General features: G+C 48.8%; 13 protein-coding genes. All 13 read right to left on the reverse strand.

Annotated elements, in window-relative coordinates; genetic code table 11:
- Window positions 1-38 precede the first annotated feature (38 nt).
- Window positions 39-686 carry a nucleotidyltransferase family protein gene (locus tag AB3N00_RS03410; RefSeq protein WP_413033300.1) on the reverse strand — a complete coding sequence of 216 codons (648 nt, stop codon included), beginning with the start codon at window positions 684-686 and terminating at the stop codon, window positions 39-41.
- Window positions 652-1,893, reverse strand: coding sequence for an XdhC family protein (locus tag AB3N00_RS03415; RefSeq protein ID WP_413033301.1), 1,242 nt, complete (start codon window positions 1,891-1,893; stop codon window positions 652-654). The genes AB3N00_RS03410 and AB3N00_RS03415 overlap by 35 nt, the downstream gene beginning before the upstream one ends.
- Window positions 1,894-1,964: 71 nt before the next feature.
- Entirely contained in the window at window positions 1,965-3,287 is a 1,323-nt protein-coding gene (locus tag AB3N00_RS03420; RefSeq protein WP_413033302.1) for a 5'-deoxyadenosine deaminase, read from the reverse strand.
- A gap of 83 nt (window positions 3,288-3,370) precedes the next feature.
- Window positions 3,371-4,966 (reverse strand): gamma-glutamyltransferase, encoded by a 1,596-nt coding sequence (ggt, locus tag AB3N00_RS03425; RefSeq protein WP_413033303.1) that lies wholly within the window; start codon window positions 4,964-4,966, stop codon window positions 3,371-3,373.
- Entirely contained in the window at window positions 4,960-6,201 is a 1,242-nt protein-coding gene (locus AB3N00_RS03430; RefSeq protein ID WP_413033304.1) for a pyridoxal-phosphate-dependent aminotransferase family protein, read from the reverse strand. Before AB3N00_RS03430 ends, ggt begins: the two co-directional genes overlap by 7 nt.
- Before the next feature lie 6 nt (window positions 6,202-6,207).
- Window positions 6,208-7,509 carry a Zn-dependent hydrolase gene (locus tag AB3N00_RS03435; RefSeq protein WP_413033305.1) on the reverse strand — a complete coding sequence of 434 codons (1,302 nt, stop codon included), beginning with the start codon at window positions 7,507-7,509 and terminating at the stop codon, window positions 6,208-6,210.
- Window positions 7,506-8,912, reverse strand: coding sequence for an allantoinase AllB (gene allB, locus AB3N00_RS03440; protein WP_413033306.1), 1,407 nt, complete (start codon window positions 8,910-8,912; stop codon window positions 7,506-7,508). Before allB ends, AB3N00_RS03435 begins: the two co-directional genes overlap by 4 nt.
- A gap of 42 nt (window positions 8,913-8,954) precedes the next feature.
- Complete coding sequence (gene uraH / locus AB3N00_RS03445; protein WP_413033307.1) at window positions 8,955-9,332, reverse strand: hydroxyisourate hydrolase; 378 nt, start codon at window positions 9,330-9,332, stop codon at window positions 8,955-8,957.
- Window positions 9,332-10,837: a factor-independent urate hydroxylase gene (gene pucL / locus AB3N00_RS03450; protein WP_413033308.1), complete on the reverse strand. Its 1,506-nt coding sequence runs from the start codon at window positions 10,835-10,837 to the stop codon at window positions 9,332-9,334. Before pucL ends, uraH begins: the two co-directional genes overlap by 1 nt.
- 305 nt (window positions 10,838-11,142) lie before the next feature.
- Entirely contained in the window at window positions 11,143-12,750 is a 1,608-nt protein-coding gene (locus tag AB3N00_RS03455; RefSeq protein WP_413033309.1) for a PucR family transcriptional regulator, read from the reverse strand.
- 256 nt (window positions 12,751-13,006) lie between these two features.
- Entirely contained in the window at window positions 13,007-15,751 is a 2,745-nt protein-coding gene (locus tag AB3N00_RS03460) for a CHASE3 domain-containing protein (protein WP_413033310.1), read from the reverse strand.
- Window positions 15,752-16,082: 331 nt separating this feature from the next.
- Complete coding sequence (fumC, locus tag AB3N00_RS03465) at window positions 16,083-17,471, reverse strand: class II fumarate hydratase (protein ID WP_413033311.1); 1,389 nt, start codon at window positions 17,469-17,471, stop codon at window positions 16,083-16,085.
- A gap of 141 nt (window positions 17,472-17,612) precedes the next feature.
- On the reverse strand, window positions 17,613-18,617 hold the full coding sequence (locus AB3N00_RS03470) for an aldose 1-epimerase (RefSeq protein WP_413033312.1): 1,005 nt from the start codon (window positions 18,615-18,617) through the stop codon (window positions 17,613-17,615).
- Window positions 18,618-18,689 lie beyond the last annotated feature (72 nt).

Consider the following 18,689-nt stretch of genomic DNA (forward strand, 5'->3'; position numbering starts at 1 on the left):
GTTCAGTATTATTTAAGGATTCATATCCTACACAAACATTAATTCGTCTGATTTGACTCACTTACAAAATCCATAATGCGTTTTAGTTCCGGCTCGGTATCAGCGTCCCAGAAACAGAACTCAGGCAAAGCTACCTGTATACCCGTGTATTTGGCGTTACGCAAAATTTTGCGGGCACCCTCATCCCCACGGAGTGATCGGAGGTGTCCTGCCATATGGGAGCGGAAGGCTACAGGCGGCTTGCTTCCCTCACTGTCCGCAGCAGCTGCATAATCAGCCAGTCTGTTCGCAGCAAGGGCGGAAGATACCTGATTAATATCCTGTGCCCTCAATAAAGGTTGATCCCCCAAAAGAATCATAACTCCTTCCATTTCGTATTCCATGGCTGCCTTTATGCCGCAATGAAGTGATGCCGCCATGCCACAAGCATAATCTGTACAAAGAGCAATTCGAAGTCCAGCCTCCGGCCTGTAGCTGTAGGAAGCTGAGTTAAGCAGGTTTTCGGGAATCCATGCCAAGGAATCCTCCGGTTTCACAACACAGATGACCTGTTCCAGCTCAGAATCCAATGCCGCTTGTAGTGACCAGGCTGCCAATGCTCTCCCATCCGGCATGGCAAGAGATAACTTATCTCGTCCAAGGCGGGTACTCCTACCTGCCGCGAGCACAATGCCCGTCACTCGCATGTATATTCCCCCTTTGGACTGGACGATTACCATTGGACACAGCACGTCTGCAGGCGACCAGTTCGGCAGCAATACTAATGGCGATCTCCTCTGGACCATCTGCTCCAATACTTAGGCCAACGGGAGAGTGAACATTCGGAAGTGGCGGCAAATCTTTCAGCAGGCGTGCTGTCCGTGTTTTGGACCCCATAATGCCGAGGTAAGAATAGTCACAGTCCAACATCAGCTCCAGGAATTCGCGTTCACGCGGGAACTGATGGCTCATCAGAATGATGTAATCCCCGCTTTTTATATCCAGCACAGGTATGATCTCATGGGGAAAACCAAGGACGATCTCAACATTCGGGAATCGTTCAGCAGTACACAAGCCCTCTCTCCAATCGGCTACAATCACGCGAAATCCTGCTGCTCTGGCAAGCCTGGCTACAGGAATGGCGTCATTACCCGCTCCGATCATAATCAGACGAGGTTTGGGTGTGTATAGCGTAGTCATCTGCGGCGGCAGGTTCCAATCATCAGCTTCAGTTGATCCCCCGGTTTTCTCACGTTCTGCTGGTGCTGAACTAGAAGACACATTGGATGCATCGATCAAGGGGACTGGGACAAGAGCAAGATGTGGCGTATCGACTCGATCCGGATTCGAATCCATCGTGCTATCTATATCATCTGTAAAGGCATCCTGTTCATTGGTCAGCGGCCGGCCGGACTTTGCTGTACCGCCCCCGTTGGTCACGAGCAATGGACGTAAGGATAAATCATGTTTCCCATCTATTGAAATAATCCGTTTCCACCCATACCGAATGTAGGAATACTGATCCAGAAAGGTGCGGGTCAACTCTACAGCAGAGCCAGATTGGAAACACGCGTGCATTTCCGATATTACGGTCCTTAGCTCACTGCAGACAGGTTCAAGCATAATGATGACTAAGCCTCCGCAGCCAATCGTTTCGCCCCAGGAGAGATCGTCCTCAGGACGCATGTCATATTCGACAAATTCCATCTGTTCTGTATCCAGCACACGCTCTACACGTGCCTGAAGATCACTCTCCAGACACCCGGGACTGATACTGCCATACATCCTGCCATCTTCGGTCAAGAGCATAGAGACCCCCTGCTTACGGTAAGCATGACCTTCCACCTTGACCGCCGTCGCAAGTACACAGCGTGCTTCACGGGCCGCAATTGTACACAGATCATGCATATCCATATTCGTCTCCACCTTTCCGAATAGTCTTTACATCAACTCAAACTTACAGATTTTCTGAAACGCTGTGTAGGTCAGATTCTTTTCATCAAACGTGCAATGCTCTTATCCGATTCACGAAGTACGATGCCACGGTCGATCGTCTGGATTTTGCGGTTTTTAAGCACAATGCTTCCATCAATGATGACTGTGTCCACACAGCTTCGAGTTGCGGAGTAAACTACGCGGGAATAGACATCCGTCTCATAGGAAGGGTACGTATGGAAATCATCCAGATCCAATAGCACCATATCTGCCTTTTTGCCAACTTCCAAACTGCCAATTTCCTTCGACAAACCAAGCACTTCGGCACCACCCATGGTTGCCATGCGCAGCACTGTACGTGCATCCATAATTGTTGATCCATGGGGAACCTTTTGAATCAGTGCAGTCAGGCGCATCTCCTGGAACATATCCAGATTATTGTTGCATGGTGCACCGTCGGCGCCGATACCTACAGCGATCTGGCGGTTGAGCAGGTCTGGAATTTCAGCTATGCCAGAGGATAATTTCATATTCGACCCTGGACAGTGGGTCACTTTTACACCACGCTTGCGAATAATTTCCTTTTCCTCTTCACTCAGCCACACACAGTGCGCAAGCACCAGACGCGGAGTTGCCAGACCGATATGATCAAGGTAGACAATATTACGCATGCCGCGTTCGTGTTCGACCAATTCAATCTCGCCACGATTCTCCGAAGCATGCGTATGCACTTTCACATGGTACTTGCTCGAGAGATCACGTACTTCTACCAGCAATTCTTCTGTACAAGAAACGACGAATCGTGGACAAAAGGCATATTGAATACGTCCGCCTCCAAAGCCGTTCCATTTTTCCAGCAAGTCGACACTTTGCTGCAGCGAAGTTGCTGTATTTTCACGCAGCGGCTCAGGGACTTCATCGCCATGGTCCATCATGACCTTGCCTGAAATAACCCGAATGCCACTCTGTGCCATCGCCTGAAAAGCCGAATCCGTATGATGTACGGTTTCCATGTCCAATATGGTCGTTGTTCCACTCGAAATCAATTCGCCGAGTCCAAGCATCGCCGAATAATAGACGGATTCCTCATCATGTGCTGCCTCAAGCGGCCAGATCCGCTGCCTCAGCCAATCCATTAGCTCGAGATCATCCGCACGGCCGCGGAAGAGTGTCTGGCACAAATGAATATGCGTTTGAATAAAACCTGGCAGCAGCACCTTGCCACGAGCGTCAATGACCTGATCTGCCTGAACGTCGATATGCTCGGCGATTTCTTTGATTTTGTTATCCTCAATCAGCAGATCTCCTGTAAATACGTCTTCTTCTGCATTCATCGTGACGAGCTGAGCGCCTTTCAGCAGGATTGTTCCCATGATAATCTCCCCTATCCGTATCTGTCTCTGTTCTGTTACTCTGCACCAATGCGAGGTCGGAACAACCTACCATCTAACCGCTGTTACCACCCAATAGCCATGCCGTCTCCTCGGGGATCAGCAGCCCCGCTGATCATGCCATCTTCACGGATAACGATGCCCTGCGATTGCCCCATAATGTCATCCCAAGGCGCTCTGACTTCCACGTTATGCCCCCACTGGGCGAGCATCTCGCATACGTCATCATGATAACGGTTTTCCACTCGCATGGTGTCACCTTCTTCGCCCCATGTGCGTCCGTACACCCAGCGCGGCAGACCGATGGCTTCCTGAATGTTAAGGCCATAGTCGAGTACACCCGTGAGTACGGATAACTGCGTTTGAGGCTGTCCTTCTCCACCTTGTGTACCTACGAGCATATAAGGTTTTCCGTTACGGGTGACAAGCCCCGGCATAAGGGTGTGGAAAGAGCGTTTATTCGGTTCAAGCACATTGGCATCCATCGGATCAAGGGAGAAAAAGGACCCCCGATTCTGCATGATCACACCGGTGTCTCCCGGAATATAGGCTGCGCCAAAATCAAAATACAGACTTTGAATAAACGAAACGGCGTTGCCATCCTGATCAACAACAGCCGCGTAGGCTGTATCCTGCCCAATCGTCTTAGACAAAAAAGGCTGTGCTACCGGAGGAGCAGACTGGATCTCATTCCATAACTCATCCCCGTAAGTCTTGGATAACAGATGATTCAGCGGGATCTCCCGAAAGTCCGGGTCGGTCAGATATCGATCACGATCACGAAATGCCTTTTTCACCACTTCGGCCATCAGATGATAGAACTCCGGTGAAGTGCGTGCTACGGAAGACAGATCGATATGTTCGAGCATGTTTAACATCATCAGCATGGAGAAGCCCTGCGAGTTGGGCGGCATCTGGTGCACCTCATACCCACGGTACCCGGTGCTGACAGGCTTCACCCACTCCCCTTTGTGAACTGCAAAATCCTGTGGTGCAAGCATGCCGCCATCCTCGCGAATAGCCGAAGTTAAGCGGTCTGCCAGTTCTCCTGTATAAAAAGTATCCCGTCCCCCCACCTGAATCAGGCGAATGGAGGCGGCGAGTTCAGTCTGGACGAGTAGCTCACCTTCCTGCAAAAGTGTACCAAAAGGGGCAAATACCGCTCGCAGCGGTGTGTGCCCCATAATGAAGTCTTCATCTCGTTCCAACCAGAGGCGCAGATTGCGGGATACAGGGCATCCCTGCTCTGCATACCGCGCTGCCGGTTCAAGCAGCTGCTCCCACGGCAGTTTGCCGTAGCGGGACCAGACTTCCCACCAAGCATCCACCATTCCTGGAACCGTAATTGCACTGAGCACTCCGCGCTGAGGAATTACATTCATGCCCATCGCCTTGAACGTGTCGGCATGGATGCCTGCCGCTGAACGACCACTCCCGTTGTAGGCGGTAATCTCACCGCTGGCTCCATCGTGGATGAGGAAGAAGGCATCGCCTCCAAGTCCGGTCATGTGTGGATAAACTACGCCAAGAGCAGCGCTCACGGCAATGGCTGCATCATAAGCGTTACCGCCTTTCTGAAGAATCGAGCTTCCAACCGCGCTCGCCAGGTAGTGCGGAGAGGTGACCATCACCTCTCTGGAAACGGGCATGTGGTTTAGCATAAGGCTCCCTCCTTCCCCGCGTAAACGTCCAGTGCTGCCTGCACCGCCTCACCAGCAGGTAATCCATGCCGGTGACGCAGCAGCACGGCTTCCAGAGCACCAAGCACATGCAGTACATTTTTGCGCTGACAGCTGAAACCCATCGTGCCGATCCGCCAGATTTTCCCCTTCAATGGTCCGAACGAGCTGGCGATCTCAATCCCGAAATCCTCCAGAAGCATACTCCGGACCGATTCTCCGTCGATGCCGTCCGGAATGTTAATACACGTAACTACTGGAAGTTTGCTGCTCAGGTCTCCATACAGCTGAAGTCCCATACCCTGAATTCCGGCTACCAGCGCGCGTTCATTGATCCGATGCCGCTGGAAACGGGCATCCAGTCCTTCCTGAAGCAGAATGCGCAGCCCCTCATGAAGACCGTAGAGCATCGAAGTTGCTTCCGTGTGATGATTCAAACGCGCCGAGCTCCAATAATCCTGCAGCTGGCTCAGGTCGAAATAGTTGCTTGCAATGGTTCGCCCTATTGCCCTCGCGCTTGTTGCGTCACGGAGTCCTCGTTCGACGGTTTTGCGGCTCATCAGTTTTTTCTCAACGCGGCTGTTATACGTTAATGGTGCCATTCCGGAAGGAACGGACAAACACTTCTGCGTTCCACCCATCACTGCATCCAGATGCCAGGCATCCGTCTCGACGGGTGTACCGCCTATTGTAGCGACCGCATCAACGACAAGGAGAATATCCAATTCTCGGCACACTTTGCCAATCTCCGCAAGTGGCTGCATCTGTCCAGTGGATGTCTCCCCATGAACCATTGCGACCAGGCTTGGCTTATGGACATGAATAGCCTTGATTACCTCTTCCGGATCAAATACCGAGCCCCACGTTGTTTCAATAAATACAACATCAGCACCGCAGCGCTCCGATATTTCCACAAGCAGATGTCCAAATCGCCCGTAAATGGGAACCAGTACTTTATCCCCTGGCTGAATCAGACTGACCAGCACAGCTTCAATGCCTGAGCGGGACGTCCCGTCCACCGGATAGCACCATTCATTATTGGTCATATATAACTCACGCAGCATGGCCATCGTTTCATTCATCAGGGAAGTGAACTCCGGATCGAACTGTCCCAGGATCGGGAAGGACAATGCCCTTAGAACTCTTGGATCGACTTCAACTGGCCCCGGCGTCATGATCGTTCGCAAGGACGGGGACAATTCTCTATAGTTGGACATGTTCACTCAACTCCCGTAACCGTATTTATAGAGTAGCTGAACCAGGACCCGAAAACCTCGCATCAAGTCCTCCTCAGCTGTATATTCAAGTGGATTATGACTAATTCCGGCCTGACTTGGTACAAAGATCATCGCTGTCGGGCAAGCTGGCTGGAAAATTTGTGAATCATGCCCGGCCCCGCTTGGCATATGGATATAAGACAATTGCTCCTGCTCGCAGATCTTCTGAATATCCGATGTGATCTGTTCGTTCATTGGAATCGGAGTAACTGACAGGTGCTCTTCCCAGTTCAGTTCCAGTTGCAGTTCTGATGCTATCCGGCTAAACTCCTGGAGCATATCATGCCAGCAGCGGTCTATGCTCCCCTGCCGAATATGACGAATATCAAGAGAGAATACGGCACGCGCAGCAACCACATTTCCTACACCAGGTTCAGCGGTGATTCGCCCAACGGTTGCCACGAGCGGTTCTCCCGCTGCCATAGCAATCCTTCTAACCGACGTGATCATCTCGGCTGCACCTGCAAGTGCATCCTTCCGCCAGGACATGGGTGTAGTTCCTGCATGATTGGCTTCACCGCTGACTGTAATGCTAAATCGCTTCTGTCCTACAATATCGGAAACAATGCCGATTGAATGACCCAGCCGTTCAAGAACCTGGCCTTGTTCGATGTGAAGTTCGATAAATGCACCGTATTTTTGAGCAGCCGCTCTGTAGCTGCTGTCCGGTCCGAATCCAGCTTCACGAATCGCTTGTGCAAATGAAGTCCCGTCTATGTCCTTCAACTGTTGAACCTCTTCAAAAGAGGTGACACCCGTTATACTTCGAGATCCCCAATAGGCAAATGGAAACCGGCTTCCTTCCTCTTCGCAAAGTGATACAACTTGAAGCGTACGTTTTGGTGCCCCGAATTGCTGCTGCAAGTACTCCAGGGCGAGTACCCCCGCCGCTACCCCTAAGGCTCCGTCATACTTGCCGCCGTACACGACAGAATCGATATGTGATCCGGTCACAATGGGGAGGTGTTCAACACCTGCTTCAGAATCTGTGCCTCTTAGCGTGCCATATAGATTACCTGATTGGTCGAATTCGGGAATCAATCCCTTCTCCTGCATCCGTGCAGCCAATGCATGCTGCGCCTCACACCAGGCTTTGTCGTACAGCAGGCGAGTAACCCCGCCCTTGGCATCGGCACCAAACGTCGACAGCCAATCCAGCATGGTTTGCAGTTTCACTTCTGCCAATTGGGGCAAAGGAACAATCGGCTCTTCCGTACCGGATGCCAAGTACATTCCAAACTCTGTCATGATGCTCCCTCCGTTCCGCGCATGCCAATCATGCCATGTGAGCCAGCAGCAATAAATTGTCCTGCAGGTTCATGGGACACCCCTTCTTCTGCACCGTACACTCGCAAGCCCCGGCAGTATACTTCCTCAATGGTGCAGGCAAACGTACGTCCAACATAAGGACTCTGTTTGTGGGTATATAGCAGGTCTTCCGTTTTCAATGTGGTACTTTTATTCCAATCAATCAACACCAGATCCGCATCCTTGCCGATGGCAATTTCCCCTTTGCTCTCAAGCCCAAGCCTCCTGGCAGGCTGTAAAGCGAGAACCCTTCCGAGCAAAGGCAAGTTTATATGACGGCGAAGATATCCTTCATCCAGCATGATCAGCAATGTGCTCTGCGCGCCGGAAATGCCGCCCCATATTTCGAAAAAGTTACTGGACTGTTTCATGGATGGCGGGCACGGAGAATGATCCGATGCAATTACATCAATGAGTCCCGATGCCAGTGCATCCCATAACTTCTCTTGTTCAGCACGGCTCCGGAGTGGTGGGGCACATTTCGCTACAGCGCCCAATTGAACAACATCCTGGTCCGTGAGTGTCAGATAATGCGGGCAAGTTTCCGAGGTAACATCCTGCCCACGTCGCTTGGCCTCTGCAATCAATTCCAATGCTTCTCTCGTGCTGATATGCACAAAATGTAATGGGCATCCGGTCTGTTCTCCGTATTGAAGCGCCCTGTTCACTGCCAAGACCTCAGCTTTTGCCGGACGGGACTGTACATAATCCATTGGCCCGGTCTTTCCTTCGGCTATACTTCTTGCGCCAAGCTCTGCAACCATTCCTTCGTCTTCTGCATGAAGAGCGAGTACGCGATTTAGCCTGGCAATCTCATGCATTCCGTCCAAAAGCGTATGGTCATCCGCTCTCGCAAAAATGTCTTCCCCTTCTCCGCCCGGCTCGGACATAAAAGCCTTGAATCCAGCTGCACCAGACTGGGCTAAATGGGCCAGCTGCTGTCGATTACCGGGAACAAGCCCGCCCCAAAATGCATAATCAACATAGGACTGTCCTTTGGCTGCTTTCATTTTCTTATCCCACGCCTCCGGACTTGTTGTTGGGGGCACACCATTTAACGGCATATCGACATAGGTTGTAATCCCACCTGCAGCGAGAGAAGCCGATCCGGAGCGGAATCCCTCCCAGCTTGCCAGTCCCGGTTCATTGAAATGAACATGAATATCCACGACGCCAGGCATGGCCGTCAAACCAGCTGCTTCTATGATTTCAGTTCCATCATCCGCCTTCAGATGCGCTGACAGAGCCGTTATTTTCCCATTTGTAATACCGATATCCAGTTCATCAACATGATCTCTTAACACAACCCGGGCCCCCCGGATGATTGAATCGTACTTTGTCATTTGGATGCCCTCCCCTGCGTCAGAACCAGCGTTCGAATCTCTTCAGCTTCCCCGATATGTACTGTAACCTCCTGGAGCGATCAATAAAGGAATATGATAATGGCTCGCTGCGTCGGATACGGCAAAACGAATCGGTACCACCGTCCATAATGCCTGCCCTAACTCTTCGAGTGAACGCTGCGCATAATAATCCTCAACATCGAAATGAAGCTCATACACGGCCTGCTCCAGCTTACCTGCATCCAGCAACGGTACGTCCAGACGGCCATCACCATTGGTGACCGATTCAGCCACTTTCACCTTGAACTCCTTCTCTTCATCCTTGTGCAAAACATACAGCTCAACTCGAACCCCCGCAGCCGGAACTCCTTTGGATGTGTCCAGCACATGCGTTGTTATCCGTCCTCCTGCTGCTGACATTATGATCCACCCTCTCTCTCGGAGCCATCACCCACTGATTCGAGATCATTTCTTGTCATGGAGAAACCCTGGAAGCCATAAGGCGGTCTGGGCTCGGTATACACCTTCCCGTCTCCTTCTTTCACTTCCTCAAGCACCGTTTCCCAAGTTCGATTGTTGGATTCAAAAGAGACTTCACTCAGTTGCCCGAACCGCTTCAACAGACGAAGTCCAATATGATACAGCAGGTGTTGAATGGATGCAGAATGGCATTCATGGAAAACAGCAGCAGCTACATCACTTACCTGCTCCGCGGCGACGTAACGTCCACGGGAATCGTCCATTCCATCTCTGGGATCGTCGTAACGCCAGTTGATATCCAGGAAAATGAACAGCGGACGATCCATCGCCTCAGGCAAAGTTGTATATTCGTCCCGGATAAATCCGGAAAATTCACTTCCTTTGACCTTGATCAATCGAAGATCGGCCACACCACTGAAATGATTACTCAATTCAATTTGTTGACCATTTCGTTCTGCCTCTAATGCGGCTGTGGCCCGATCATTCTGGGAATACCGGAATACCAGCGCACTCGATCGATAACTTCCATCAATCCCGATGGGGACATCTGCAAAAGGAATCTGATCTGCCGTCATCTGTACCTTCGTCATCTGAGGATACGTCTCGAGCAACCGCTGACTGACGTAAGCAAGAAAGCCTTCAACTGTAGCACCGGTGTAGCTCGTAGCGTGTTTGAGAATAAAATTCTTCATGGAGTCCGTGGCAACAACGCGAGAATTATCTCCTTCCGTAAAAGAAGGCAAAAATTCATCTCCCTGCACAGCTACCTTTATGTTCATGCCAAACAGAATGTTGCTTCGCCCGGTAAAAGGGGATTCCGGAATCGGACTGATGCCGGTCAGGGGTTTGGCGTAGGAACGGTACACCCATACATCCCCTTTGCCGTAATACATGGTTCGTTTTGGCATTGCAGCAGTTTTCGACACCAATTCATGTTCATGGCCGATTTGTGCCAGCCACTGCTCCAGACGAATGGATGCAATTTTGAATACTTCCTTCAGAGCCGTCTGAAATTCTTCTTCCCGACCTCGACCGTTACGCTGACGTATGGATTCGAGTATGGAATGAGCGGTATGACCTTTCACCGCTAATATAAACGGAAAGCCGAATCGGCTTGTATATTCCTTGTTTAATTGGCTCAGTTCGCTGTACATCTCCGGGGAGAGCGAATCAAGTCCAGCACCGGCTTGTTCCTGTACGGAATTGCTGCTCATGCTAATCCTTGCTCCAAGATCGGGATGGTTGCGAAGCAGCTGCAGTATGACCTTGTCTTCGGATGTTTCGACTACATTTTTCATTACATTTATCATGTGTTCCATTGAATCAAAGGGTCGCAAAGTCCAGGAACGTTCCGCCACCCACGGTGATTCCTCAAATAATCCACCAAAGGTATGCACGAACTGCGTGACAGACCAGCTGTTAACGAGTTTAATGAGATCGCTCATGTTAGAACCTCCGGTCTTCTGTAGATTGATGTTTTTCATTTTAAGGTTCAAGATAGGATGCAGCAATAATATTTACGCAATTTTGTAATATAACATAACATCACAATAGGGATTTGTTATCTATGCACGGGATTCAGGACTTACATGTCATAAAACCTAAAAAAGACCGTACACCCTGTAAGGGGCGCACGGTCTATTGCTCTATATTGATGTTATTGTGATGATGCACAAAACCATTTTCCTTGCATGCCTTTCGCCTTGGATCACTTCATCTGGACTTATCCAACATTTAGTTATTGCAGAACTTATGCTCGTGCTGTTGTTTTATCACGACCAAACTTGCGGAACGTAAATACCAGCTTTAATTTTAGAAGGTCATTGGTTTTCTTGAAATCCATCTGAAGCAGGCTTCCGATTTTCTCCATTCGGTAGGTGATGGTATTCCGGTGCACGAACAGCTGCTTGGCAGCTTCATTGATAAGTCCGTCATTCTCAATAAATGATTCCAGCGTGTTCATCAATACCTGGTTCGGATCGCCGTCTCTGGCCAGTAAGGGCTCCAGTACCTTATTGCAGTAGTTCTCCATAATGTTATCCGGGACATGTTGGAACACATAGGCGAACTCCAGCATCTCGAACTGGAGCGCACGGTCTTTCATCCCGAAGCGGCGAGCCAATTGCCGAGTATCCAGACACTCTTGATAAGCTTCACGCAGTGATTTGGGCTCATGCTTCATCTTGCTGATCCAGAACCGCGGAGCAGATGCCCCTTTTGCCTCCTGGGCAGATAACACATCCGCGAAGCGGCTCAATAGAAAACTTGATAATTCTTCGCCATAGTCTCGGCCGGTCGGACATGTATAAATGGACAGGATCCCGTCTTCCATCTGAAAATGCTGCGAAGCTGTGAACTGCATGAGTGGATTGTATTGCAATTCCCGATGAATTTGTTTCAGCAATTTTCCTTCGGCAAAAACTGAAGGTTCCAGTGTAATGAGTACACATTGATACGTACCCTGGAACAGATGAACGCCTTTGTTCTCGCTAAGTCTGGTCAATTCCTCTACAGTCATTTTGTTATCGAGGTACTGGGTTAACAGGGTACGCATCTCGTCCTGTACGGTCGGATTAATGTGTTCGCGATACGTCATATCCATATAAAACGCCAGTACGTCCGCAGCCTGTTGGAATAATTCTTCCTCTGCTCGAAGAGAGAGCGCCGAGTCTGTAAACACAAGCAGAAACCCGTATTCTTCATCATTTTGCTTGATCGGAACACGATGACAACTGCCCTGATTCCATTTCACGCGATGCATGACGGATTTCCATGGCCAGCCCTGTGCCAACGCATCACCAGCAATGCCATCGCTACCATAGAGCACATGCCCCCGTGAACCAATGACCGCCAGCGGGTAATTCAAAACCGTCGCGAGCTCTGCAAATACATTACGATGCTGCTGCTGTTGCAATGCAAACTGCATCAGTTTTTTCTGTTTTTGCACGACTTCATGGAGCAACCTGTGGCTGCGTTCGTGTTCCGCTTTGAACAAGGCATTCATCTGATCGGAAAAGGTAAATTGAAACGGCAGTTCCAACAGTGGCAGGCGCAGACGATCCGCTTCCTCAATAATCCCTTGCGGAATGGACTGCCAGAAACGCCCAAGCTTAATACCGAGCCCAGCACAGCCGCGGTCATTCAGGCGGCGCATTAAACGCAGCGCATCTGTCTCATTGTCTTTCATGATAAAAGCGGTTGTGAATAATAATTCTCCGGATTTAATCCAATCCGCTATATCTGGAGCGTCCATGACATTAACGGATTTCATCATCCGTGAAGTCCCTTCCCCGCCGGCAACCAGTCTGGCCTCGGACAACGGGTATACCTGTAAAGCCTCTTTAACCGTAAGTTGCATGGACACTACCTCCCATATATATAACTAACGAAGTTATATTTTACTCTTATCATGGAAAAACAAGCTCAAATTTGCGATTTCATGCTTTCCATTTTGAGAAAACCGTATGATTTGTTAAGTATTATAACATCATTTTTAATTTTATAGCTTACATGAGAAAAAAATAAAACCCATGACAACGTCGCAGCCTTGGCTCTGCAAACTGTCATAGGTTTTATATTTTCATTTTGGAATGCTCAATTTACGATTTTTAAGTTCAAATTCCAAGTGTTTCCGGACTTAGCCATAATTTCATCCGGGACAATACCTCTTTGATATTTAGCGGTTTGCTAATATAGTCTGAGGCTCCTGCCGCGATACATTTATCACGATCTTCTTTCATGGCTTTGGCCGTTAATGCGATGATCGGCAGCTGAGTGAGCTTCAATCGTTCCCGAATCTGACGCGTGGTTTCGTAACCATCCAATTCCGGCATCATAATATCCATCAAAATGATATCAGGATTGGCTTCCCCGCGTTCCAGCATCTCCAGACATTCATACCCATTCTGTGCAGTAATGACTTGCATGCCATACTGTTCAAGTGCATTGGCGAGTGCATAAACATTGCGGATATCATCGTCCACGACGAGAACTTGACGGCCATTCAACAACGATTCTTCCAGAGGGGTAAGTAAAATGTCATCTTGCGATGAGTTTGAAAAGGAGTCCATCATTGCTGCAGGCATTGTTGTCGCTACCTCGTTCAAAAACAGTCTTGAAGTGCTCGCCATTTCCGGCTCCTCCCGTTTCAATGGCAAGAACAGGGTAAATACGCTTCCCTGCCCTTCACGGCTAGTCGCAGATATGGAACCTCCCAGCAGCGTCGCGAGCGATTGTGAGATGGACAGCCCCAGCCCCGTTCCGCCGTATTTGCGTGCAGTAGCTCCATCAGCCTGCTTGAATGCATCAAAGATCTGTAACAGCTTGTCGTCCGGGATACCGATCCCTGTATCACTAACCGAGAATGCAATCACTTCCGTTTCCGCCGCCCCTGCTTCAGAGCCTGCCAGATTCATTCTGGAGATGGTCAAGGCCACTTCACCCTCATGCGTGAATTTGAATGCATTCGAGAGCAGATTTCTTAAAATCTGATGCAAGCGCATTTCATCCGTCACAATGAATTCCGGCAAATCGCCTTGCATCTGGATACGGAAGTCGATTCCTTTCTGCTCGGCAGTTTTCAGGAAATACTGATTCATCATTTCTGGCAGCACGTTGAGATAAACATCGTCCAGATCAATGTCCATCTCTCCGGCTTCCACTTTGGACAAATCGAGAATATCATTGATGAGATTAAGCAGATCTTTACCGGATGTATGAATAACAGATGCATATTTTTGCTCTTCACTACTCAAGTGCTGATGTTTGTTCTCGGCCAGAATCTCCGATAGTATTAACATACTATTAAGCGGAGTACGAAGTTCATGTGACATGTTAGCCAAAAATTCGGATTTGTATCCCGAACTGGTCCGCAGCTGATCTGCCACATTGGCAAGCTCGCTGGCAGACGTTTCAGCTGCATTTTTTTGCACTTCCAGACGCTCGTTTAATATATGCAGCTCTTCCGTCTGCATTTGCAGTTCCTCTGTCTGCGACAGCATCTCCTCGGTTTGTGCCTGAAGTTTCTCGGACTGAGCCTGCAGCTCTTCATTCAGAACCTGGGATTCATCATATAACTGCTGTAATTCCATACGTGTTGCCGTCGAATGAAGGGAAACACTAAATATCTCGATTAGTTCCTTAAGCTGATCCAGTTCATTCTCCTGTAAAGGTTTTAATGAAGCGAGCTCAACCACCGCTATGGTTCGGCCCTCGAAGATAACAGGCACCACTGTTAGCGATGTTGCAGATGCATGGCCCAACCCGGAAGAGATTCGGATATAGTTCTGCGGCAAATCGTTCATGCGCATTATCCTTTTTTCTACTGCGCTTTGACCTACGAGTCCCTCGCCTGGAGCCAGGGACACTTCGCCAAGAGAGCGCTCTTTTTCCCCGTCCGCCGCATACGCAGCTACACGAAGCAGCCGATTATCTTTCCAATAGTAGAGGATACCGTAGGGAACTTCCAGCAGGATGGCAAGCTGATTCAGGAACAGGCGTGACAGTCCCTCGAGATTGTTGGGATTCTGCAAGAGAGTGGCGATACTTGTAATCTGATCCTTCACCCGATTCTGTTGCTGCACCTTATCCAGCAATAGGTTGGTCTCACGACCAAGGTCACCCACTTCATCCTGTGTTCGCACATGAATCCGCTCTGTCAGGTTGCCGCCCTTTGAAATATCGCTGATGGTTTGTTTGACTTCACGTAGTGTTTTGACAATATTACCGGAAAGTATAATAGCTGCTACAATGGAGAATGCGGCAATCGCAGTCCATAAGGAGTACATGATCGTAAGCAGCGTGGAGCTGCGTTCAGCAAGGCTGTTTACCCGGGCTTCCGTTAAGGCAATCTCTGTATTGCGAAAACTTGAAAGTTGAGCCCGGAGTAGATCGATTTCATTTTTACCGGGATCGGATTGAAAAAACGAAACCACCTTTTCCTGATCACCTTGTCTCTTCAATTCAATAGAAGGCTCGCCTGCAATTTCAATCCAGCGTGTGATATGGGTTTTAATCGTTTGCAAACTCTGCTGCTGGGAGGGGTTATCACTAATCAGCCCGTACAGCTGATCATAATTCGAATTCCACTCCGAAAGCGCTTGATTATAAGGGTCCAGGTAACTGTCTTTTCCTGTAAGCATGAATCCTCGCTGTCCGGTTTCCATGTCGAGAACATCTTTCTCAATGGCATTGGTCAGATTATGCACTTCCAGGTCATGATGGCTTATAAAATCGTTTTCTTTTTGCAATTCATTAATTTGAGCCGATAAAACGAGCAAGGCGGCACCGAATAACAACACAACCACAAGATAGCCCAACAGAATTTTGGAGCGTATCGTAAATCTTCTCTTCGTCGACAACGCGGAAACCTCCAATGAAATAAACAATTCACCGAACAATAAATTAGATCTGCATATGTAGTTTATCTGGATACGTTATGTCTGACAAGCATTATATCCGCATATTACCTATTCCGAATCCGTATATTCCCAGTATATGAATTAGAGGGTTAAACGCATTTTGTTCTAATTTTCCGTAGTCTGAATGTTATGAGGCTTGAAGGTGAGACCAGATGTGGCTTTATGGGAAAATTGTTTCTATTCAAACTTCCCAATAAAAAAACGACCTGCTTAAGCAGGTCGCTTTTTTATTTCATCTTGCTCTCATATCTATTTTCCTAGGATGTTTAAATTATGCTTTCGGTGCAATCATCTTAGCCGGATCAACATACTGATCGAACTGTTCCTCAGTTAGTAATCCCGTTTGCAGAGCAGCCTCTTTCAGTGACAATCCTTCCTTATGAGCCAGCTTCGCAATCTTGGCTGCATTCTCGTAACCAATGTGCGGGTTAAGAGCAGTGACCAGCATCAGCGAGTTGTTGAGGTTATGTTCAATTTGACCCAAATTAGGCTCAATGCCGACAGCACACTTATCATTAAAGGCAATGATGGAGTCCGCTAGCAGTTGTACGGATTGCAGGAAATTATAAATGATTACAGGTTTGAATACATTCAGCTCAAAGTTACCCTGACTTGCCGCGAATCCGATCGCAGCATCGTTCCCCATCACTTGCGTAACGACCATGGTCAGCGCTTCGCTCTGGGTCGGATTCACTTTGCCTGGCATGATGGAACTGCCCGGTTCGTTCTCTGGAATACGGATCTCCCCGAGACCACTGCGTGGACCACTTGCAAGCCAGCGAACATCATTAGCAATCTTCATCAGGTCAGCTGCAAGCGCTTTAACTGCGCCATGGGCGTAAACCACTTCGTCATGACTTGTCAGTGCGTGAAATTTGTTGGGTGCTGATACAAAATCCTTGCCTGTATGTTTGCCAATTTCCTTGGCAGTATAATCACCAAAATCAGGATGGGCGTTAATTCCCGTTCCTACAGCTGTACCGCCAATCGCAAGTTCCTTCATATAATGAACACTGTCGCGAATCATGCGCTCACTCTTGTCCAGCATGGCTTCCCAGCCACTGATTTCCTGACCAAGTGTAATGGGTGTAGCGTCCTGCAGGTGGGTACGTCCAATTTTGATAATATCCTTAAACGCTTCGGCTTTGTCTGCAAAGGTCGATTTCAGTACAGCAATCGCTGGCAGAAGCTGATCTTCAACTGCAAGCACACCAGCAACATGCAGAGCAGTCGGGAACGTATCATTAGAGCTCTGGGACATGTTCACATCATCATTCGGGTGCAATCGTTCTTCCTTGCCCTTCTGTTCGAGCAGCTGGTTGCCCAGATTGGCGATGACTTCATTCACATTCATGTTGGATTGCGTACCACTTCCGGTCTGCCATACTACTAGAGGGAAATGATCGTCAATTCGGCCAGCAATAATCTCGTCCGCTGCATACGCAATGGCATCCGACTTGGCGGCAGACAGCTTGCCGAGCTTATGGTTGCTCGCTGCAGCACTCTTTTTCAAAATGGCAAGCGCACGAATAACTTCCATCGGCATATGTTCGCGCCCAATCGGGAAGTTTTCCTTGCTGCGCTGGGTCTGTGCACCCCATAATCTGTCGGCTGGTACTTTCATTTCTCCGAGTGTATCTCTCTCAATGCGGTATTCCACTTGATTTTCCTCCTCCAAATAGTTGGTCTGGAACTCTCGTAAGCGTGTATCCCTTTGTCATATTATACATGATTGTCCTTCAGGTTTTCACCTTTTCGACAAAATTGTAAGCGTACCTCAAAATGTGCAAATCATATTGATTTACGAGTAAATCGGATAAAGGCGGCTGGTTTGTTCGAATATTTCACCAGGCTCAAGCCCGATCAATCCCATCTCTTCGGCTGGTATACCTTGTACATTTGGGGCATTGACCAAGTTCATCTGGGGTTCAGGACAGAAAAATCCGCCTTCCGTATTGTTGTTCCAGATCATCCAGTGTTTGTATGAAGCGCCTACATCATAAACGAACTTGTCCCCTGTACGCTGATTCGTAAGCTCCATGTAGTTTCGACCATTCTGTGGCTCGGCTGTATAGTGATTGTCCATGGCCTCAAAGAACGGGCTGACACCTTCAGCTTTTAACTTTTCCTCATTCGGTGAAAGCGGTTGAAATTGGCCGGTAGGCAAAGAACGTTCATTTAGTTCACGACGCTGACCAATGGTGATTTTTGTAGTGTAATCCGACACATGGCTGTCCGGTACAAACGCGACATTGATGGCGGTATGAAAAGCAAACAAATTCGGCATGCGTTCTTTGCCGTTATTGCGAACATTCAGCTGCTGTTGAAGCCCGGTGCTGCCAAGGGAATAACGAAGGGTTACCGTAAACGTGAAAGGCAGATATTGATGGAAAAGATGTCCCTCTTTAACTTCCTGGCTGAGTAGTATATAACTCTCCAATTCATTGGTTCCGTACCCTTCAACCTTCCATTCCGCCTCATGCAAAAAGCCGTGCAGATGATTGCCCGTAGCCGGCTCGTTCACTGGCAATTGATAGACTTCGCCATTCCACGGGAAGCGGCCATCTTCATAACGGTTCGGTGGAGACAAAATCGGAATACCGTATACCGCTGGTGCAGCTTTGAATGCATCCATATTATTTAGATCCGGCTCACGTAGATAGCGATGACCACGCTCTGTATCACGAAACGCAACCAGGTTGGCACCCACGCTTGGAATTACAGCCGCCTCAAATTGATTAAAACGAAGCCAGACCGCTGGAATTCCGCCAAATTGCTCTTCATACGCTGTATTCTGCTGTGTCATTGTTATATGTACCTCCTGCATTCTAAGGTTATATTATACGGCTCGAATATATCACGACTGGGCACAAAATAC

The sequence above is a fragment of the Paenibacillus xylanilyticus genome, from assembly GCF_047246825.1.
GTDB classification, from domain to species: domain Bacteria; phylum Bacillota; class Bacilli; order Paenibacillales; family Paenibacillaceae; genus Paenibacillus; species Paenibacillus xylanilyticus_B.